This window comes from Paraburkholderia sp. RL18-085-BIA-A (genome assembly GCF_046027075.1).
Taxonomy (GTDB): Bacteria; Pseudomonadota; Gammaproteobacteria; order Burkholderiales; family Burkholderiaceae; genus Paraburkholderia.
Genome location: NZ_JARESU010000056.1, coordinates 20,083 through 39,967 on the forward strand (window position 1 = coordinate 20,083; position 19,885 = coordinate 39,967).

At 63.7% G+C, this 19,885-nt stretch carries 18 protein-coding genes and 1 pseudogene; 14 read left to right on the forward strand and 5 right to left on the reverse strand.

What is annotated here, in order from left to right; all coding sequences use genetic code 11:
- The first annotated feature begins 118 nt into the window (after positions 1–118).
- Entirely contained in the window at positions 119–1,237 is a 1,119-nt protein-coding gene (locus tag P0D89_RS29705) for a 3-deoxy-7-phosphoheptulonate synthase (protein WP_408363182.1), read from the forward strand.
- A gap of 187 nt (positions 1,238–1,424) precedes the next feature.
- Here P0D89_RS29705 and P0D89_RS29710 read toward each other — a convergent pair whose 3' ends face one another.
- The gene (locus tag P0D89_RS29710) at positions 1,425–1,703 is read right to left on the reverse strand and encodes an HU family DNA-binding protein (protein WP_006049832.1); all 279 of its coding nucleotides are present in this window, start codon (positions 1,701–1,703) and stop codon (positions 1,425–1,427) included.
- A 351-nt stretch (positions 1,704–2,054) separates the two neighbouring features.
- Between P0D89_RS29710 and P0D89_RS29715 the strand changes: the two genes are divergently transcribed.
- Both P0D89_RS29715 and P0D89_RS29720 read left to right on the forward strand, forming a co-directional pair.
- Positions 2,055–2,450 (forward strand): hypothetical protein, encoded by a 396-nt coding sequence (locus tag P0D89_RS29715; RefSeq protein ID WP_408363184.1) that lies wholly within the window; start codon positions 2,055–2,057, stop codon positions 2,448–2,450.
- 184 nt (positions 2,451–2,634) lie between these two features.
- The gene (locus P0D89_RS29720; RefSeq protein ID WP_408363186.1) at positions 2,635–4,608 is read left to right on the forward strand and encodes a putative bifunctional diguanylate cyclase/phosphodiesterase; all 1,974 of its coding nucleotides are present in this window, start codon (positions 2,635–2,637) and stop codon (positions 4,606–4,608) included.
- Positions 4,609–4,666: 58 nt separating this feature from the next.
- Here P0D89_RS29720 and P0D89_RS29725 read toward each other — a convergent pair whose 3' ends face one another.
- Positions 4,667–5,407 (reverse strand): DUF899 family protein, encoded by a 741-nt coding sequence (locus tag P0D89_RS29725; protein ID WP_408363188.1) that lies wholly within the window; start codon positions 5,405–5,407, stop codon positions 4,667–4,669.
- Positions 5,408–5,478: 71 nt separating this feature from the next.
- The gene (locus P0D89_RS29730; RefSeq protein ID WP_408363190.1) at positions 5,479–5,658 is read right to left on the reverse strand and encodes a hypothetical protein; all 180 of its coding nucleotides are present in this window, start codon (positions 5,656–5,658) and stop codon (positions 5,479–5,481) included.
- Here P0D89_RS29730 and P0D89_RS29735 point away from each other — a divergent pair.
- A complete protein-coding gene (locus tag P0D89_RS29735; RefSeq protein WP_408363192.1) occupies positions 5,657–6,595 on the forward strand; it encodes a LysR substrate-binding domain-containing protein in 939 nt (312 codons plus the stop codon). The two genes, P0D89_RS29730 and P0D89_RS29735, sit on opposite strands and share 2 nt — an antisense overlap.
- Positions 6,596–6,703: 108 nt before the next feature.
- Positions 6,704–7,954 carry an MFS transporter gene (locus P0D89_RS29740; RefSeq protein WP_408363194.1) on the forward strand — a complete coding sequence of 417 codons (1,251 nt, stop codon included), beginning with the start codon at positions 6,704–6,706 and terminating at the stop codon, positions 7,952–7,954.
- Positions 7,955–7,999: 45 nt separating this feature from the next.
- Here P0D89_RS29740 and P0D89_RS29745 read toward each other — a convergent pair whose 3' ends face one another.
- Entirely contained in the window at positions 8,000–8,602 is a 603-nt protein-coding gene (locus P0D89_RS29745) for a peroxidase-related enzyme (RefSeq protein ID WP_408363196.1), read from the reverse strand.
- A gap of 231 nt (positions 8,603–8,833) precedes the next feature.
- On the opposite strand from P0D89_RS29745, the gene P0D89_RS29750 reads away from it, so the two are divergent.
- The 8 genes and pseudogenes from P0D89_RS29750 to P0D89_RS29785 all read left to right on the forward strand — a co-directional run bounded on the left by P0D89_RS29750 (position 8,834) and on the right by P0D89_RS29785 (position 16,620).
- The gene (locus tag P0D89_RS29750) at positions 8,834–9,250 is read left to right on the forward strand and encodes a cupin domain-containing protein (protein WP_408363198.1); all 417 of its coding nucleotides are present in this window, start codon (positions 8,834–8,836) and stop codon (positions 9,248–9,250) included.
- A 347-nt stretch (positions 9,251–9,597) separates the two neighbouring features.
- Entirely contained in the window at positions 9,598–10,626 is a 1,029-nt protein-coding gene (locus P0D89_RS29755) for a VTT domain-containing protein (protein ID WP_408363200.1), read from the forward strand.
- Positions 10,627–11,082: 456 nt separating this feature from the next.
- On the forward strand, positions 11,083–11,304 hold the full coding sequence (locus P0D89_RS29760) for a hypothetical protein (protein ID WP_408363202.1): 222 nt from the start codon (positions 11,083–11,085) through the stop codon (positions 11,302–11,304).
- 340 nt (positions 11,305–11,644) lie between these two features.
- Complete coding sequence (locus tag P0D89_RS29765; protein ID WP_408363204.1) at positions 11,645–12,448, forward strand: gamma-glutamyl-gamma-aminobutyrate hydrolase family protein; 804 nt, start codon at positions 11,645–11,647, stop codon at positions 12,446–12,448.
- A gap of 33 nt (positions 12,449–12,481) precedes the next feature.
- Positions 12,482–13,816 (forward strand): glutamine synthetase family protein, encoded by a 1,335-nt coding sequence (locus P0D89_RS29770; RefSeq protein ID WP_408363206.1) that lies wholly within the window; start codon positions 12,482–12,484, stop codon positions 13,814–13,816.
- Positions 13,817–13,885: 69 nt separating this feature from the next.
- Positions 13,886–15,325: an aspartate aminotransferase family protein gene (locus P0D89_RS29775; RefSeq protein ID WP_408377612.1), complete on the forward strand. Its 1,440-nt coding sequence runs from the start codon at positions 13,886–13,888 to the stop codon at positions 15,323–15,325.
- A 44-nt stretch (positions 15,326–15,369) separates the two neighbouring features.
- Positions 15,370–15,561: pseudogene (locus P0D89_RS29780) on the forward strand (5-oxoproline transporter, DUF979 family subunit); the annotation flags it as partial.
- A 48-nt stretch (positions 15,562–15,609) separates the two neighbouring features.
- Positions 15,610–16,620 (forward strand): DUF2891 domain-containing protein, encoded by a 1,011-nt coding sequence (locus P0D89_RS29785; protein WP_408363248.1) that lies wholly within the window; start codon positions 15,610–15,612, stop codon positions 16,618–16,620.
- Between the two features lie 160 nt (positions 16,621–16,780).
- Here the strand turns inward: P0D89_RS29785 and P0D89_RS29790 are convergent, their stop codons facing one another.
- Positions 16,781–17,215 carry a PRC-barrel domain-containing protein gene (locus tag P0D89_RS29790; RefSeq protein WP_408363210.1) on the reverse strand — a complete coding sequence of 145 codons (435 nt, stop codon included), beginning with the start codon at positions 17,213–17,215 and terminating at the stop codon, positions 16,781–16,783.
- A 204-nt stretch (positions 17,216–17,419) separates the two neighbouring features.
- Between P0D89_RS29790 and P0D89_RS29795 the strand changes: the two genes are divergently transcribed.
- Positions 17,420–19,786 carry a DNA polymerase II gene (locus P0D89_RS29795; RefSeq protein ID WP_408363250.1) on the forward strand — a complete coding sequence of 789 codons (2,367 nt, stop codon included), beginning with the start codon at positions 17,420–17,422 and terminating at the stop codon, positions 19,784–19,786.
- Positions 19,787–19,885 lie beyond the last annotated feature (99 nt).

Sequence of the window (19,885 nt, forward strand, 5' to 3'; positions counted from 1 at the left end):
TGCAGCGGCCACGCCGACCCAACACCAACCCCACGCAGCGTCCCCGCCAAACCGGCGCGCGCACGCTCGAACATTCAGGCGGCCACGCCGCCTCATCATCAAGCCCCGGGAGAATATTTTGAGCGCCATCGACAATCCTTTGCACGATCAGGAAGTCGGCTCGGCCGACGCCACCCAGGACACCACGCGCATCGACGACGTGCGGATCGGCGCGGTCCGTCCGCTGATTTCCCCCGCGCTGCTGCAAGACGAGTTGCCGGTGCCGCTCGCGGTACAGACGCTCGTCGAGAAAACGCGCGCGGAAATCGCCGACGTTCTGCATGGCCGCGACGACCGCCTCGTGATGATCGTCGGCCCCTGTTCGATTCATGACCACGACCAGGCGATCGAATACGCACGCAAGCTGAAGGACGCGGCCGACGCCTACAAAGACGATCTGCTGATCGTGATGCGGGTGTATTTCGAAAAACCCCGCACCACGGTCGGCTGGAAAGGCTATATCAACGACCCGCGTCTGGACGGCAGCTTCCGCATCAACGAAGGCCTGCGGCTCGCGCGGCGATTGCTGCTCGACATCAACGGCCTGGGGCTGCCTACGGCTACCGAGTTTCTCGATCTGCTCAGTCCGCAATACATCGCCGACCTGATCGCGTGGGGCGCCATTGGCGCGCGCACGACCGAGAGTCAGAGTCATCGGCAACTGGCTTCGGGGTTGAGCTGCCCGATCGGATTCAAGAACGGCACCGACGGTGGCGTGCAGATCGCTGCGGACGCGATCGTCGCGGCGCGCGCGAGCCACGCGTTCATGGGCATGACGAAAATGGGCATGGCCGCGATCTTCGAAACGCGCGGCAACGACGACGCGCACGTCATCCTGCGCGGCGGCAAGAAAGGACCGAATTACGACAGCGCGTCGGTGGACGCCACTTGCGCGGCGCTCAAATCAGCAGGTCTGCGCGAGCAGGTGATGATCGATTGCTCGCATGCGAACTCGGGCAAGTCGCATTTGCGTCAACTGGAGGTGGTGCAGGATCTGGCGCAGCAACTATCGCAGCGCGAGCGCCGCATTATCGGCGTGATGCTGGAAAGTCATCTGGAAGAAGGCCGTCAGGACCTGAAGGCCGGGGTGCCGTTGCGTTACGGCGTGTCCATCACGGATGCCTGCGTGAGCTGGGCACAAACCGAGCCGGTACTTGATACCCTCGCCGCCGCAACCCGCAAGCGCCGCGCGGGCTGAGCGCGCGTGACAAGCCGCTACGGCGAACTCCGGGCAAACTCAGGGCAAGTTGAAGCACACGCGCCGCACCACCCGCCGATCGGTCCAGCCTGCCGGGGTTGGGCAGCGCGTGATTCCTCGCGCCCGATGCATTGCTCGCCGCGCGCTTCACGGCGCACGTGGATGCTCCGGCGCGAAGCGCGTTGCATTACGACGCGTTGACTGCTTCCTTGAACGCCTTGCCGGCGGTGAATTTCACCGTCTTGGCAGCTGCGATCTGGATCTCGGCACCCGTCGACGGATTGCGGCCTACGCGTGCTGCGCGCGCGCCGGTCGAGAAAGAACCGAAACCGACCAGTTGCACCGTATCGCCGCCCACCACGGCCTTGGTCACCGCTTCGACGATCGCGTCGATGGTTTGGCCGGTGGCCGCTTTGCTTTCGCCGGTCGCTGCGGCGACTGCATCAATCAGTTCCTGTTTGTTCATAGCACTTCCCGTATGGTAATCATGGAACCGGCGCCACATCTGTCGCGCCGGGACCGACACACTAACGCATAGGCGCGCATTCGCGCAAACCTTCGGTGTAAGGCTTGTATCACCCGCCCAGAGCCAATTTGACGATTTTTCGTTGCAAACTGCCATAAGAATCGCGCGCTTACGCGCTTCCGGCGCTTTCCACGCGCTTGCGTCATATCACAATCCGTTGCAATTTCAGTGCTTTAGCGGTGGGTGGACGATTACCGGCAGGCATTCTTCCCATCTTAGGTTCGATCACGAGGATCTGGCATTGGCGGACGAAATGCCGGTGAAAATCAACAATTCGGCAGGAGTAAAAAAATGAAATTTTGCCGTCTTGCAACAAAAGCGCTGCTTGCCGCCTTGTCCGCGATGCCTCTGACAGCTCTGGCCGACGACAATGCCAGCTGCGCGACACTGGTCGGCGCGACATCCGGCTCGACGTCGCCCCAAGGCTTTCAAATGCGCGACGGCGAACCTGTCGACCTGGTTAGCGGGGCAAAGGTGGTCCACGGCAGGCTGCTAGTGTTCAGCGACGACGCGGTGTTTCGCGCTTACTGGCAACCCGACAATAGCCCGGAAAAATACGTGCTGGCGAATGCGGGCGTGAATACCGTGCGCCTCGTGTCGACCCCGCCGCGAGGCACGCCGGCCAGAAACGGCGAACCCGGTACGGCCGTTCCGCCGCAACGGGTGCTGTCGTGCCCCGCGCCTTGAATCGGTAAAAAGCGCACTAGCCCGTGCTGTACGCAACGCACAAATGACGTGCAGCCCCCGTACTGTCCGGTCGGAGTTACCGCTTGCCCCGCCAGATTTATTTCCTCCGAGGGCCTCTCAAGGTCCGAAATGCGCGGCCGATATATCAGGTTGCGTGCGCGTTGCAAGCGTGAAAGGAATGGGAATGGTTGGGCTAGCGAGGTTGAGGGAAGCACTATCGGTTGCTGAGGGCGACCCTGAACTCGTGCGTTCGCAGGTTCAGGCTTTCAGCCGTCAGATACCGCTCCTCTATTTCATCCTGCTTGTCAACATGACGGCCGTCGCGGTCACGCATCTACGCAGCGCGCCGGCATGGTTGTCCATCTATGTGCCCGCCACGCTCTGCGGGCTGTGCATTGTCCGTTGCGTGCGATGGTGGCGCATCCGTCATCACGTGCTGACCCACGACAAAGCCGTGCCCGAGTTGCGCAAGGTGATCTGGCTTGCCGGCATTTTCGGCGTCGCGTTCAGCGCCTGGTCGCTACTACTGTTCCCCTACGGCACCGCCTTAGAACAGGCGCAGGTCGCGTTCTACATGGCGACGACGCTGGTGGGCTGCGTATTCTGCCTGATGCATCTGCGGGCGGCTGCGTTGCTTCTGCTTTCAATCGTCATCCTGACTTTTTCCGTCTTCCTCGTTTTCACGGGCTATCCGGTGTTCATCGCGATGGCGGTCGACATGACGCTGGTCGGCATCGCTCTGGCCGTCATCATCCAGCTTTACTTCCGCACCTTTGCCGATGTGGTTCACGCGCAGCGCGAGCTGCAGGCGAGCCAGCAGAATACGCAGCGGCTCAGTGACGAGAACTTCCGGCTCGCAAGCCTCGACAGTCTCACCGACCTGCCCAACCGGCGCAGCTTTTTCGCGTCGCTACGCGCAATGTCGGAACAGGCGCTCGCCACGGGTACCGGCTTCAATGTCGGGCTAATCGATCTCGACGGCTTCAAACAGGTCAACGATGTCTACGGACACGCGAGCGGCGATCTCGTGCTGCAGGAAGTCGGCTTGCGCCTGCTCGCGCTCGCCGACCCGGGTCTGTTCTTCGCGCGTCTGGGCGGCGACGAATTCGGCGTGCTCGTCCAGCACAAACTCTCGAACGAAATGCTGGTGGCGGTGGGCCAGCGCATCTGCGAGACGGTCGGCCAGCCGTACCGGGTGGGCGGCAATGTCGCCAAGCTATCGGGCACGATCGGCTGGGCCGCGTTTCCCGAAGCCGGCACGACGGTCGCGCAAGTGTTCGAACACGCTGATGCCGCGCTGTACTTCGGCAAGGAAAGCCGGCGCGGCTCGCCGGTGATCTTCTCGACCGAACATGAAACGCGCATCCGGCGTTCGAGTCTCCTGACCCAGGAGCTACGCCATGCCGACCTCGAAGCGGACCTGTTCCTGGAGCTGCAACCGATCTACGATCTGCTCACGCACCGCCCCATTGGCCTGGAAGCGCTCGGGCGCTGGCAGAACGCGCGGCTCGGCATGGTCAAGCCGGAAGAATTCATTCGGGTTGCGGAGCGTACCGAACTGATTCTGCGCGTCACGGAAGTGCTGCTGCGCAAAGCACTCGACGAAGCCGCGCGCTGGCCGTGCGAGCTGTTTCTTTCGTTCAATCTGTCCGCGATTGATATCTCCACTTCGGCGCGCGCCCGCCGTCTGATCGATATCGTATCGGCGAGCGGCGTGCCGCCGCATCGCGTGGCGTTCGAGATCACGGAGACCGCCGTGACGCGCGATTTCGAACAGGCTCGCAGTTCGCTTACGATGATCAAGCAAGCTGGCTGCCGCGTGTCGCTCGACGACTTCGGTACCGGCTATTCGAGCCTGAGCTACGTGCACCGCCTGCCATTCGATACGATCAAGATCGACCGCAGCTTCGTGACCGACGTGGACTCGAACAGCGCGTCGAAAAAGATCGTCAAGTCGGTGCTCGACCTGTGCGGAAACCTCGGGCTCGAATGCGTGGTGGAAGGGCTCGAAACGTCGCTGCAAGCCGAGATCGTCAAGAGGCTGGGTGCGCGCGCGGTGCAGGGCTATCTGTTCAGCCCGCCGATGCGCGCCGGCGCCGTCGCCGCGTACTTGCAGGCGGCGTCGGCGCAGGCTTTGGCGATGGACGCGCAGTGGTAGACACGCCGCGCGCCGCCCCCACGCCGCCCCGCCGCAGCGCCGCCGCGCAACTGCCGCTTCAGCGCGGCGTGCCCGCGTAGTCCAGCTTCGGATACCAGTCGCTGCCACGGCCGCCCGGCGTCAAGTCGAGCACGGTCCACAGCGGCATCAGGTCCGGCGCGCCGCGCGGGTCCTGGCCCGGGTCGGCCGTCGACGCCCCCATCTCCGCGCCGTAGAAGTGCCGCACCGTGCCCCCGGAACGCGTGAATACATTGAGCGCGGGCACGTCGTCGCCGGCGGGGTCTTCGGCTGCGTAATCGCGGTTGAACGTGTTGCCGCCCGACGAGTAGAGCCGCAAATGCCGCCAGCCGCGCTCCTTCGCGAACGCGACGAGCTTTTCGATCGGCGCGCGGCCGATCACCGCGAACGCCACGCGCTGCAGGATGTCGGGCATTTCGCCGTCGTAGGCGCTCAGCAGCGACGTGCACATCGGACAGGGCCGCGCGCGCTGCGGGCCGAACATCCAGTTGTAGGTGACGAGCGTGTCGTGCGTGCCGAACATCTCCGACAGCGTCACCGGGCCCGCCTCGCCTTCGAAGCGATAGTCCTCGGGCACGATGCCGCCAGGCGGCAACGCGCGGCGCTGCTCGGCGACCCGCTCGATATGGCGGCGCAATTCGATTTCCTCGGCCAGCAGTTCGTTGCGCGCGCGGCGGTACTCGGCGCTCTCGCCGTGAAAGCGTGGCGGCAAGTCGGCCAGTTGCCGGGCCGGCTTCAGCGTGGCGGTGGATGTGGATGCGAATGGAGTTGCTTCAGTCATCGGCCATCTCCTTGTACGGGAAAGGGGTAGAGGACGGGTGGTCGCCCTCCATATAGCCACGACGAGTGGCGTCAGCGCAAATCGACAGCGATGGCAAGAAAATCTCTGGCATTTTCTAATGCCGCCTCGCCCCCACCGCAAAAAACCCGACCGCAACCACAACCGTCCAGCGCGGTATCCTTTTGCGAAACACCAAGCGCGCCAGAGCCGCCGTCACGGCGCGCCGCGCGCCGTTCCTGGGGATGCACCATGCCGCTTCGTCTGCCACCTCTGCCCGCGCTTCGATTCTTCGAAGCAGCCGGCAGGCATCAGAGTTTCAAGCTCGCCGCCGCCGAGCTGAACGTCACGCCGAGCGCGGTCAGTCACGGCATCGTCGGTCTGGAGCAGGCGCTCGGCGTCGAACTGTTCGTGCGCGAACCGCGCGGCATTTCGCTGACTGCGGCCGGGGCGGATTATCTGTCCTACGTCTCCGAAGCGTTTTCGCTGATCGCCATCGGCACGCAGCGGCTGCCGAATCATCGGGCGGATCGCCCGATCGCGTTGAGCTGCGCGCCGACCTTCGCGTCACGCTGGCTGCTGCCGCGCCTCGCCGGTTTTCGCGCGCGCTGGCCGAAGCTGAACGTGAGCGTCGACACGTCGCATCGCCAGGTCGGCTTTCCGGTCGACGGCTTCGATTTCGCGATTCGCCTGAGCCGGGCGCCAGTGGCGGGCACTGCCTGGACGCGCCTGTTCGGCGAACGGCTCGTGCCCGTGTGCAGTCCCGCTTATCTGGAGAGTTTGCGCGACGCGCACGGCAACATCGAACTACGACACGCGACGCTGATTCACGTGAACGCCGCGAGCGAGGACTGGCAAACCTGGCTCGACGCCACCGGCGCCGACGGTATCGAAAACGCTGGGGGCTTGCGCGTCGACACGATCCAGCTCGCGTTCGAAGCGGCCTGCATGGGCCTCGGCGTTGCGCTCGGCAGAAGGCCGCTGGTCGATAGCGATCTGGCGAGCGGCGCGCTCGTCGAAGCCTGTTCCGCAACGGTCGCCTCGACCACCGCGTATTGGCTGGTGAGCGCGGAAAGCGCGGACCGGCGGCCGGAACTGTTCGATTTCAAACGCTGGCTGGTCAGCGAGGCCGAGCCGTTCGACATCCGGTCCGCGGCGACGGAACCCGGCTCGCGCAGCGCATCGAGCTAAACCGCGTGCGGCGGCACACAGGTGAGCCACGCTCACCTGTCGTCGAAATCTTTTCCTTTGCCGTGTTCCGCGCTCGCTGCGACCATGGCGTCGAAGGAGATCAGATCCATGTCGACCGCCAACAGCAAACGCTTCGCCCCCGTCTTCAATCCGACCACGGTCGTGATCGTCGCCGGCGCGCTGATTCTGAGCGCCGCGATGGGCATCCGCCAAACCTTCGGGCTTTTCATCGGACCGTTCTCGTTCGACCGCGGCTTGCCAGTCACGCTGATCGCCTTCGCGATCGCGCTGCACAACCTCGTGTGGGGTTTCGCGCAGCCGTTCGCGGGCGCCGCCGCGGACCGCTACGGCTCGGCGCCGGTGGTCGCGTTCGGCGCGACGACTTTCGCGGCCGGCCTCGGACTTGCGGCGGTGGCGCCGAACAGCGCACTGCTGATTGTCGGCATGGGACTGCTGGTCGGCATCGGCGTGAGTTGCACGACGTTCGGCGTGGTGTTGCCGGCAGTCGGCCGGATTGCATCGCCGGAAAAACGCAGCATGGCGATGGGGCTGGTGAGCGCGGGCGGCTCGGCAGGACAGGTGTTGATGATTCCGCTCGTGCAAGGCATCCGGTTGAGCTCGGGCGTCGCCGCGTCGCTGTTCGCCCTCGCCTTCCTGATGCTGCTGATCGCGCCGCTCGGCATCGTGCTCGACCGGCGCGCGAGCGTCGGCGCACACAAGCACGAGGCGCCCGCCGCGCCGCTTCGCGAAGTGCTCGCTCTGGCGATCCGGCACCGCGGCTACCGGCTGCTGACGCTCGGTTTCTTCACGTGCGGGTTTCAGCTGGCGTTCATCGCAACGCATCTGCCCGAGTACCTGTCGCTCTGCCATATGCCGGTCGGACTTGGTGCCACCGCGCTCGCGCTGATCGGCCTGTTCAACATGGCGGGCAGTTGGGCATGCGGCTGGCTGGGCGGCCGGTTCCGGCAGCATCATGTGCTCGGCTGGCTGTATCTGATTCGCAGCGTGACGATCGGCGCGTTCTTCCTGCTGCCGAAAAGCGCTGCGTCAGTGGTGATTTTCGCGGCCGTGATGGGCTTGACCTGGCTCGGCACCGTGCCGCTCACGAGCGGACTGGTCGCGAAAGTGTTCGGCACACGCCACCTGGGCAGCCTGTTCGGCGTTTGCTTTCTGAGCCATCAGATCGGCTCGTTTCTCGGTGCGTGGCTGGGCGGCCTCGCGTTCGATCTGACCGGCTCGTATGCGCTGCTGTGGGAAGCGACGGTGGTCACTGGATTGATCGCCGCGATGCTGCATTTCCCGATCGACGACACCGCCGTGAACACGCCCGCCCTTCGCGCCGAACCGGCCGGTGCGTGAGCGGGCGGCGACGGCGCACAGCGCGCGAAACCCGCTTGCGCGCGGCTATTGGCGGGGCGCGTCCGGCGCCTTCGGCACACGTCCCATCAAATAGAACTCGTCGTTCGGCCGCATCGAAATGACGTTGGCCATGCGGTTCGACAATCCGAAAAACGCGGTAATCGCCGCGATGTCCCAGATGTCTTCGTCGCTGAAGCCGTGCTCGCGCAGCGATTGAAAATCGGACTCGCCGACCATGCCCGATTCGCGGCAGACCGTCAGCGCGAAGTCGAGCATCGCCTTCTGACGCGCCGTGAGATCCGCCTTGCGATGATTGACGGCGACCTGATCGGCGAGCAGCGGCGCCTTCTCGTAGATGCGCAGAATCGCGCCGTGCGCGACCACGCAATACAGACACTCGTTCACCGCGCTCGTGGCGACCACGATCATCTCGCGCTCGCCTTTGGTGAGGCCGCCTTCCTTCAGCATCAACGCGTCGTGATACGCGAAGAACGCGCGGAATTCGTCCGGGCGATGCGCCAGCGTCAGAAACACGTTCGGAACGAAACCGGCTTTCTCCTGCACCTCGAGAATGCGGGCGCGGATGTCGTCCGGCCATTCGCCCGGCTCCGGCACGGGATAGCGGCTGATTGGCTGAGGACTTGCCATGTGATGTCTCCGTTATATCTGTATGGGCATGACGACGATTGTAGCAACGGGGCCAGCGGGCCGTGGGGCGCACCTGCGGCGAACCGCCCGCGGCCGTTACGCTCGACAAAGGCCGATTCCGGCGCCCGTATCGTCTAGACTTTCAGCTCAGGGAGCTTGAGCCGGATGGCGGCGACCGGCGCGAACCGGATTGCAGCGGCGGCGAGCATCGCAGTCATCGCAGGAGCGACTATGTCAGACGTTTTGCACGACGCGCGGGCACCCGTCGTCAAGGTGCGGCCCGACCGGGAGATGGCGACGACCCAGCGGCTGCCCTACTTTGTCGGCATTTCCGCGGGCACGGCGGGCAGCACGGGTTTGTCGATGTACATGGTGGTGGTGCCGCCCGGCGGCCATGCCGAGCCTCACTTTCACGCCGACTACGAAACTGCGATCTACCTGCTCGAAGGCAGGATCGAGACCCGCTATGGGCCGGGTCTGCGCGAGTCGGTCATTACCGAAGCGGGCGACTTCCTGTTCATTCCCCCGGGCGTGCCGCATCAGCCGTTCAACCTCGACGACACCACAGCCGCGCGAGCGATCGTGGCGCGCAATCATGCGGACGAGCACGAACGTGTCGTACCGTATGATCCGGCGGTGGATGCCTGATCCGACTGGGTTTATCGCCGCCGTTTGTCTGCGCGGTTCGCGCTTCCAGTCCGCCCTCAGCCGGCGCCCCCCAAAGGCGAGCGCCGCGCCAGGTCAGGGCCCCCGCCCGCGCTTGCCCGTCACCCCGCCGTCCGGCAAAAATCCCGTCCGCGCGGCCCGTGTCGGTGCGCCCTTTCGCCACTTGTGCTTAAATCCGCTTTCCGTGGCGATGCGTGCACCGTTTTTGTCGATCTGCTCACGCTGTCGTCCGGGAGCGCAACATGCGGCGTGTTTGTCACACGCCGGTCAAACGCGGGCGATTTCATTTCCGATTTCATTTCCTTCTACTGCATCTCAGGAGCGCGGTCGTGTGGCATTTTCCGGTTGCTATCCCACCCTCGCTGGGCGTGTGGGCCGTTTTCATGAGCGTGCTCGTCACTCAGCTCGGCGTGCCGATTCCGGCAGCGCCGATGTTGATCTTCGGTGGAACCATGGCCGCCATGGGACAGACCTCGTATACCAACGTCGTATTCGCCGCGGTCGGCGCGACGCTGATCGCCGACTCGCTGTGGTTCTTCACCGGCCGCGCATACGGCCGGCGCCTTTTGAACTATCTGGTGCGCTTCTCGCTGTCGCTGGACACCACCGTGCGCGTCGCGCGCAATACCTATGAACGCTACGGCGCGCCGATTCTCACCGTCGCCAAGTTTCTGCCGGGCCTCGGCCTGGTCTCCGCGCCTTTGCTCGGCACGACCGCGATCAGCGTCGGCGTGTTTCTGTGGTGGGATCTGGTCGGCGCCACGTTGTGGGCCAGCATGTGGGTGATCGGCGGCGCCGCCTTGCACGATCAGATCGTGCAACTGGTGCTCCTCGTGCGACAAAACGGCGGCACGATTTTCGATGCGTTCGCGGCAATCTTCGCGGCTGCGCTGCTGTACCGTTGGGTGCGCCGCTTGCAATTTCGCCGCTGGCTCGCGCATACGCGCATCACGCCGGATCAGCTCGACGCGATGATGAAGTCCAACGACCCGCCGCTGATTCTCGATGCGCGTCCGCCCAGCGTGCGCGAGAAGGAGTCGCACCGGATTGCCGGCGCGCGGCCGCTGGATCTCGATTCACCCGATCCGATCCATCCCGGGTTGCTGAAGCGGCCGATCGTCGTCTATTGCGTGTGTCCCAACGAAGCGACCGCCAAGCGCATCGTCAACCAGTTGCATCGCAAGAATATTCACCATATCCGCGCGCTCAAGGGTGGGCTCGACGCATGGGAGAAACGCGGCTATCCCTTGGAGCCTTTGCCGCCCGACTTCAATACCGCAATGGCGCATCTGATCGAGGATAAAGGCGGCGAAGGCGAATACACCGTGCGCGCGACACTGGCGAAGTCGTCGCATTGATCTGTGCGACCACGCTTGGACCGGGCAGCAACAGCGCTGCCGCGCGTGAATGCTCCCGCCGATACAGCCATTGTGATGGATCGGCGCGCGGCCTTCCTTCAGATTGAATACGTATTCTGAATATCCCACGCGCATCACGCATTGCGTCGCCAGATAAATCCAGCAAAGCATTCCTAAATAAACACACCGATGCTCATTCGAAATGAGCGCTAATTCTCCCGACACTATCGGGAAAGTCCCGATCAATCTTTTCCGAAAGGGATTGACTGCCTTATTGGCTCGTATATGCTGACTATCAGGCGGTCGTCGCGCGGGCGTCGCTCGATGTTTTGTAGTGCAGCGAAATCAGCTCGCGCAGTTCAATGCGATCATCCCGGCGGCCTGTTTCGTTAAGCGCCCCGTGCGGATTTCGAATAAGCCGTTCAATGCTTTCTACGTCGCCAGTCGAGTGTAATCGTGAGAGTCCGAGGCCCTTTGGTGAGATGGAATCGCAGTCACGCGAGTGGTCTTCGCGCTGACAGCGCCATCGCCGACGGCAGCAGCGGCAGCCTTGCGTTCCGCCGCTTCCTGTCTGTCCTCCCGATCCTGTCCCGCCGTTCAGTTCGGCGTCACAACTCCACTTCCGCACGCGCGTTCATCGCGGTGCGTACAGACGAAGTCGCTTCGCTGCTGCCGTAGCGCCTTCCACCTTTTTTTCGCCGTTCGATTCGTTCGCCTGGCCAAGCGTTGACATTGGCGTTGGCCTGAACGCGCGCTTCGCAGCCGCGCGTTCGCGCCTGCGCGGTGCTGTGCCGCCTGTGCGCCTCATGTGCTTCGTGCGCCGCAGATGCGTGGCACAGCGCGGCGGATGGAATCGAATAGCCCGTTCCGATAGCACACGCGGCGCGTCCTGCGTTGACGACGACCGCCTGCACGACTCCGGCGGCCCTGCGCTTTTCGCGCGGCTACGCATTCGTGTCGCGCCGTGCTTAACCCTTCTCATATCGCGTCCCGCGAGGCACGCACACGTCTATTCGTTATGCAAAGCAAACCTTTGGTCGGCATCAGCGCCGACAGAACAATGCTCGGAGACCACGCGTCACACGGGGTCGGTGAGAAGTACATCACCGCGATCGTGGATGGCTCGCACGCGCTGGCCATGCTGCTGCCCGCGCTCGGCGCGCGTCAGTCCATCGACGACGTGCTGGTGACGGTCGACGGCCTGCTGTTCACCGGCAGCTATTCGAACGTTGAGCCGCACCGCTACGGCGGCAATCCCAGCGCGCCGGGCACGCTGCACGACGCCGCGCGCGACGCCACGACGCTGCCGCTCATGCGCGCGGCACTCGCCGCCGGTGTGCCGGTGCTGGCCATATGCCGGGGCTTGCAGGAAATGAACGTGGCGTTCGGCGGCACCTTGCATCAAACCGTTCACGCGGCGACCGGGCTGAACGATCATCGCGAGAACACGAAAGACGACCTGGACGTGCAATATGCACCGTCGCATTCGATCACGCTCACCGCAGGCGGCTTGTTGCAGCGGCTCATTGCAGCACCTGCGAGCGGACCGAACGAAGCGTGCGTGAATTCCTTGCACGGCCAGGGCATCGAGCGGCTCGGCGTTGGCCTCACGGTCGAAGCCGTTGCGCCGGACGGGTTGATCGAAGCGGTGAGCGTGAACGACGCGCGCGCGTTCGTGCTGGGTGTGCAGTGGCACCCAGAGTGGAAGCATGCGGACGATGCGCTTTCCACCGCGATCTTTCGCGCGTTCGGCGACGCCTGCCGCGAGCGAATGCGCACGACGGCCGGCTGTGGAGCGGCCTTTGCCGCGACGCATGCCTGAGCCTTGCGCGCACCAAAACTGAGAGAACGAATCATGCACGACATCGACGAGTTTCTGAAAAAGCACCACGTCACCGAAATCGAAGCGATCATTCCGGATATGGCCGGGATCTCGCGCGGCAAGATCATTCCGCGCAGCAAGTTCGGGTCCGGCGAGTCCATGCGCCTGCCGCAGGCGGTGATGATCCAGACCGTCACCGGCGACTATCCGGCGGACGGATCGCTGACCGGCGTGACCGACCCGGACATGGTGTGCGTGCCCGACGCCAGCACCATCCGGATGATTCCATGGGCCGTCGATCCCACCGCGCAGGTGATTCACGATTGCGTCCACTTCGACGGCACGCCGGTGGCGATCTCGCCGCGCCGCGTGTTGCGCCGCGTGCTCGAACTCTACAAGGCGAAGGGCTTGAGGCCGGTCATCGCGCCCGAGCTGGAGTTCTACCTGGTCGACATGAACCGCGACCCCGACCTGCCGCTGCAACCGCCGATCGGCCGCACGGGCCGAGCGGAGACCGGACGTCAGGCGTATTCGATTGAAGCCGTGAACGAATTCGATCCGCTCTTCGAGGACATCTACGAGTACTGCGAGGTGCAGGAGCTGGAAGTCGACACGCTGATTCACGAGGTCGGCGCCGCGCAGATGGAAATCAACTTCATGCACGGCGATCCGTTGAAGCTCGCCGACAGCGTGTTCCTGTTCAAGCGCACGGTGCGTGAAGCGGCGCTGCGCCACAAGATGTACGCGACGTTCATGGCCAAGCCGATGGAAGGCGAACCGGGCTCGGCCATGCACATGCATCAAAGTCTCGTCGACGAGGAAAGCGGCCACAACGTGTTCACCAGCGCCGACGGCAAGCCGACTTCGCTGTTCACGAGCTACATCGCCGGCTTGCAGAAGTACACGCCGGCGCTGATGCCGATCTTCGCGCCGTACATCAACTCGTATCGCCGCCTGTCGCGTTTCATGGCCGCGCCGATCAACGTCGCATGGGGTTACGACAACCGAACGGTGGGCTTTCGCATTCCGCATTCGGCGCCGGCCGCGCGCCGCATCGAAAACCGCATTCCGGGCGTGGACTGCAATCCGTATCTGGCGATCGCCGCGACGCTGGCCGCGGGCTACCTCGGCATGACGCAACAACTCGACGCGACCGAGCCGCTGCTCAGCAACGGCTACGCATTGCCGTATCAGTTGCCGCGCAATCTCGAAGAAGGCATGACGCTGATGGCCTCATGCGAGCCGATTGCAGAAGTTCTCGGCGACAAGTTCGTCAAAGCCTACCTTGCTTTGAAAGAAACCGAATACGAGGCATTTTTCCGCGTGATCAGTTCGTGGGAACGCCGGCATTTGCTGCTGCATGTCTGAGGCGGGATTGAAGAAAAGACCCTGTTTCAGAACGTGATTCGCGAATGCAAACGAAAACCTGGAGGCAGCATGAACTACAGAACGGAAGAAGCCGCATTCGTCCAACCGGTGCGACCAGCGCAACCCGCCGCGAGCGCCCAGATCGCGCGCAGCACCGCCGAATACCGCGCGCTCGACGCCGCGCATCACATCCATCCGTTTTCGGATATGGGCTCGCTCAATCGCAGCGGCAGCCGCGTGATCGTCAAAGCACAAGGCGTGTATCTGTGGGACTCGGAGGGCAACAAGATCATCGACGGCATGGCGGGGCTGTGGTGCGTGAACGTCGGCTATGGCCGCAAGGAACTCGCCGACGCCGCGTACCGGCAAATGCAGGAACTGCCCTACTACAACACCTTCTTCAAGACCACGCACCCGCCGGTCATCGAACTGTCGGCGTTGCTCGCGCAGCTGACACCCGAATCGTTCAACCACTTCTTTTACTGCAACAGCGGTTCGGAAGGCAACGACACGGTGCTGCGCATCGTCCATCAATACTGGGCGTCGCAACGCAAGCACGCGAAAAAGGTCGTCATCTCGCGCGTGAACGGTTATCACGGTTCGACCATCGCGGGCGGCACGCTGGGCGGCATGAGTTATATGCACGAACAGATGCCGTCGAAGGTCGAGAACATCGTGCATATCGACCAGCCGTATTTCTTCGGCGAGGCGCAACGCAATCAGACGCCGGAAGAATTCGCGCTGGCTCGCGCGCGGCAACTGGAAGCGAAGATTCTCGAAATAGGCGCGGACAACGTGGCCGCGTTCATCGGCGAGCCGTTTCAGGGCGCGGGCGGCGTGATCTTCCCGGCCTCGACCTATTGGCCGGAGATTCAACGCATCTGCCGCAAGTACGACATCCTGCTGATCGCCGATGAAGTGATCGGCGGCTTCGGCCGCACCGGCGAATGGTTCGCGCATCAGCATTTCGGTTTTGAGCCGGATCTGCTCACGCTCGCGAAGGGCCTGACGAGCGGCTATGTGCCGATGGGCGCGGTCGCCCTGCATGAGGGCGTCGCTCAGGCGATCATCGGCAATGGCGACTTCAATCACGGGCTCACCTACTCCGGCCACCCGGTGGCGGCGGCCGTCGCGCTCGCCAACCTCAAGCTGCTGCGCGACGAGAAGATCGTCGAGCGCGTGAAGAACGATACTGGGCCGTACTTCCAGAAGAAACTGCGCGACACCTTCGCCGCTCATCCGATCGTCGGCGAGGTTTCGGGTGCGGGTCTGGTGGCCGGTCTGCAACTGGCCGAAGACCCGAACGCGCGCAAGCGTTTCGCCAACGGCGGCGAGGTCGGTACGATCTGCCGCGACTTCTGCTTTAACGGCAATCTGATCATGCGCGCCAGCGGCGACAGGATGCTGTTGTCGCCGCCGCTCGTGATCAGCAGGCGGGAGATCGACGAGATCGTGTCGAAGGCCAAGGCCGCGATCGACGCAACCGCGCAGGAGCTCGGTATTGCGTGACCGCAGTTCGCTGGGCGCCGCTGCGCTGAAATGATGCCGTGATGATGCGCAGCGGTGTTCCCTTACGGCTTGAGTTATCCGGCATATTTCGCCAGCGCGGCTGCGGCTTGCGCGGCACGCTGATAACGCCCGCGGCCGCACACCTCAAAGTCATGCCGGCAGCGCTGCCGAAGCCAAAAAACCACAACCGCGCAATCACCGCACAACTACCGGCCACTTTACTATTGTCGACCGTCCACACCATACTGTCATCTTGTTCGTATCCCGCTTCCGAGGAGCCGCCGATGACCGTTCAACTCACTCGCGAAATCGCGTCCCGATTCGCCAATCTCGCGCTCGCTCATCTCACGCGCGAGTATCCGAACAAGCTGACACACTCGCTCGCCGGGCCGCAGGACGTGCAAGGTCCGCGCGCGCTGCATCCGATCTTCTACGGCAGCTACGACTGGCATTCGTGCGTGCACGGCTACTGGCTGATCCTGCATCTGCTGGAGCGCTTTCCCGACCTGCCTGAAGCAGCGCGCATCGTCGCGGTGGTCGATGAGCATTTCACCGACGCCAATGTGGCCGGCGAACGCGCGTATCTCGACCTGCCGCACAACCGTGGTTTCGAACGGCCGTACGGCTGGGCCTGGCTGCTGGCACTCAGCGCGCAACTGGTATCGCTGAAGCGCTCCGAAGCGGCGCGCTGGTCGAAAGCTTTTGCACCGCTCACCGACAGCTTCGTCGAACGCTTCGAGGAATTTTTGCCGAAAGCGACCTACCCGCTGCGCGTGGGCACGCATTTCAACATGGCCTTTGCGCTCGCGCTCACGCTGGATTTCGCGCGGCAGACTTCGCGCGACTCGCTCGAAGCGCTGCTCGTCAATACCGCCGAGCGCTGGTTTCTCGACGACGTCGCGTGTCAGGCGTGGGAGCCCGCCGGCGACGAGTTCCTGTCGCCTTCGCTGATGGAGGCGGAATTGATGCGGCGCGTGTTGCCGCCGGCCCAGTTCGTCGACTGGTTCGGACGCTTTCTGCCTGATGTCGGCGCGAAGAAGCCGGCGACGTTGTTCGAGCCGGTCACCGTAACCGACCGCAGCGACGGCAAGATCGCGCATCTGGACGGTCTGAATCTGAGCCGCGCGTGGTGTCAGCGTTCGCTGGCGCGTGCGCTGCCTGCCGGCGATATTCGCCGCACGGTGTTGTTCGATGCGGCCGAGCGTCATTTGCAAAGCGCACTGCCCCATGTAGCCGGCGATTACATGGGCGAGCACTGGCTGGGCACGTTCGCGACGCTTGCGCTGGAGGCCTGAATGAAGTGAAGTGAAAGGCTCGTTGGGGCTGAGGCGCCGCAGGCGCGAAACGGTTCTTACCTGCCAACCGTTTCGCACCGCCAGCGCCCCCATTTATTCGCAGCCCAATGAAGAGAGCCGACATCTGCAAATCAGCCGGTGCACGAAACGGCTCCCTGCATTACTGCGGCGTCACCTTCTTCGGCTTCGGCGGCGCCTGCACCTTGCTGTACTGGAACTCCGGCGTCGCCTTCAATGCCGCCTTGGTCGCGCCGGCCAGATAGAAATTACCGCCGCGAATATCGAGCGCGGCGATCGGCACCGCCACATCATGCGACGCCACGCCGAGGAAGCCACCGGCGGACACGATCGCCGCGGACAGCGAGCCGTCGGGCGCGACCACGAGATCGACCACCGTGCCGATCTTCTCATTCTGGTCGTTGTACACGGCCTTGTTGAGAATGCTCTTCTTCACACTCCAGCCGCTTAGCAGCGCATTCGACTGCTCGACCGTGACGCTCAGCGGTTGCGTCCCGGCGACTTGCGCCTGAGCGCTCACGCTGGCCGCTGCTGCTACCGCGACTACGACTGCGACAACCAGTTTGCCCAACGTCATATCGTTCGCTCCGTTCTTGGTGGACTTGAGCGGCGCATGCTTTGCGCCGAAGGAATCGTTGCAGAGCGATCATACCGATTGCGCGGCGCGGGCGGCGGCGTTTCTCTCACCGGCACCGCTCGCCAGCGCGCGGCGGTAAAATCGCGCGAGCGATGATGGTCGTCTAATAAGTGGAAGCAAAGGGTGCAAACCAAGGGTGCGAGTTTGACTGAGCTTGAGCAGGGTTTCATTTTGACCCGACATTGGCGGGACACGCCCGCCGGCACGGAAATCGACTTCTGGCTGGCAACCGACAGCGGGCCCCGCCACATTCGCCTGCGCCCTCAGCCTTCGGTTGCGTTCATTCCCGCCGAACACCGCGAGCGCGCCGAAACGATCCTGCGCCGCGAAGCGCCGCTCGATCTGCGTCCGCTCGAACTGCGTGACTTCCAGCATAGGCCGGTAATGGGACTTTACTGCCCGCAATACCGGCAACTGACAGGCTTCGAAAAACGCCTGAAGCAAGGCGGCGTCGACGTCTACGAAGCCGATATCTTCCCGCCCGAGCGCTATATGATGGAGCGCTTCATCACCGCGCCGGTGTGGTTCGGCGGCGAGCCGCAACGCAGCGGGCCGCTGTTGAACAGCGAGTTGAAGCCGGCCACCGGCTATCGTCCGCCGTTGAAGCTGGTCTCGCTCGACATTGAAACCAGCGCGCACGCCGAGCTTTATTCGATTGCGCTCGAAGGCTGCGGACAGCGCCAGGTCTATATGCTCGGGCCGCCGAACGGCGACGCGAGCGCGCTCGACTTCGACCTCGAATACTGCGAAACGCGCGCACAGTTGCTTGAAAAACTGAACCTGTGGATGGAGCGGCACGACCCCGATGCGATCATCGGCTGGAATCTGGTGCAGTTCGATCTGCGCGTGCTGCAGCAACACGCCGAGCAATATCGCGTGCCACTGCGGCTCGGCCGCGGCGGTGCGGTGATGGAGTGGCGCGAACACGGTCTCACGCGCAATCACTTCTTTGCGGGCGCCGCTGGGCGTTTGATCATCGACGGCATCGAGGCGCTGCGCTCCGCGACGTGGAGCTTCCCGTCCTTCAGTCTCGAACACGTGGCGCGCTCGGTGCTGGGCGTTGGCAAGTCGATCGACAACCCGTATCAGCGCATGGATGAAATCCAGCGCCGCTTCGACGAGGACAAGCCCGCGCTCGCACAGTACAACCTGAAGGATTGCGAGCTGGTCACGCGCATCTTCGCGAAGACGGAGCTGCTGCCGTTCCTGCTGGAACGCGCCACCGTGACCGGCTTGCCCGCGGATCGCAGCGGCGGATCGGTCGCGGCGTTCACGCATCTGTACATGCCGCGCATGCATCGGCAAGGCTTCGTCGCGCCCAATCTCGGCGATGTCGCCGGCGCCGCGAGCCCCGGCGGCTTCGTGATGGATTCGCGCCCCGGCCTGTACGATTCGGTGCTCGTGCTCGACTACAAGAGCCTGTATCCGTCGATCATCCGCACGTTTCTGATCGACCCCGTGGGTCTCGTCGAAGGCATGCTGAACCCGGCCGACGACCAGTCGGTGCCGGGCTTTCTCGGCGCCCGCTTCTCACGCACGCGCCACTGTCTGCCGTCGATCGTCGCGCAGGTATGGCAAGGCCGCGAGGCGGCCAAACGCGAACACGACAAGCCGCTTTCGCAAGCGCTGAAAATCATCATGAACGCCTTTTACGGCGTGCTCGGTTCCACTGGTTGCCGTTTCTTCGACCCGCGCCTCGCATCGTCCATCACGATGCGCGGCCACGAAATCATGCACACCACGCGCGAGCTGATTCAGGCCGAAGGTTACGAGGTCATCTACGGCGACACGGACTCCACCTTCGTGTGGCTGAAACACGCGCACAGCGAGGAAGAGGCCGGGCACATCGCCCGTGCGCTGGTCGAGCGTATCAACGCGTGGTGGCGGCAAAATCTGCAAACGCGCTTCGGGCTCGACAGCGCGCTCGAATTGCAATTCGAGCGGCACTACCGGCGCTTTTTCATGCCGACGATTCGTGGCGCCGAGGAAGGCAGCAAGAAGCGTTATGCGGGACTCACCGTGTTGCCGGACAGCGGCGAGGAGATTGTCTACAAAGGACTCGAAACGGTGCGCACCGACTGGACGCCGCTCGCGCAGCAGTTCCAGCAGGAGCTATATGGGCGCATTTTCAGGCAGCAGCCGTATCAGGACTACGTGCGCGACTATGTGCGCGACACGCTCGAAGGCAAGCTCGACGATCAGCTCGTGTATCGCAAGCGCCTGCGCCGGCCACTCGGCGATTACGAGCGCAACGTGCCGCCCCACGTGCGCGCGGCGCGCGTCGCGGACGAGTTCAACCGGGCCCAGGGACGCCCGCTGCAATACCAGAACGGCGGCTGGATCAGCTACGTGATGACGGTCGCCGGTCCCGAGCCGCTGGAGACGCTGCGCTCGGCGATCGACTACGAACACTATCTGACCCGGCAATTGCAGCCCGTCGCCGATGCCATCCTGCCGCTGCTGCGCGATGACTTCACGACGCTGATATCGGGGCAGAGGCAGTTGTTCTGACGCGGTGCTAGCATCGGGGCTGATGCCAATCGATCAACCAGGGCTACTCAGACGCTTACATTGACCGGGCGCAACCGCCATACACGAAGGAGTTGAACG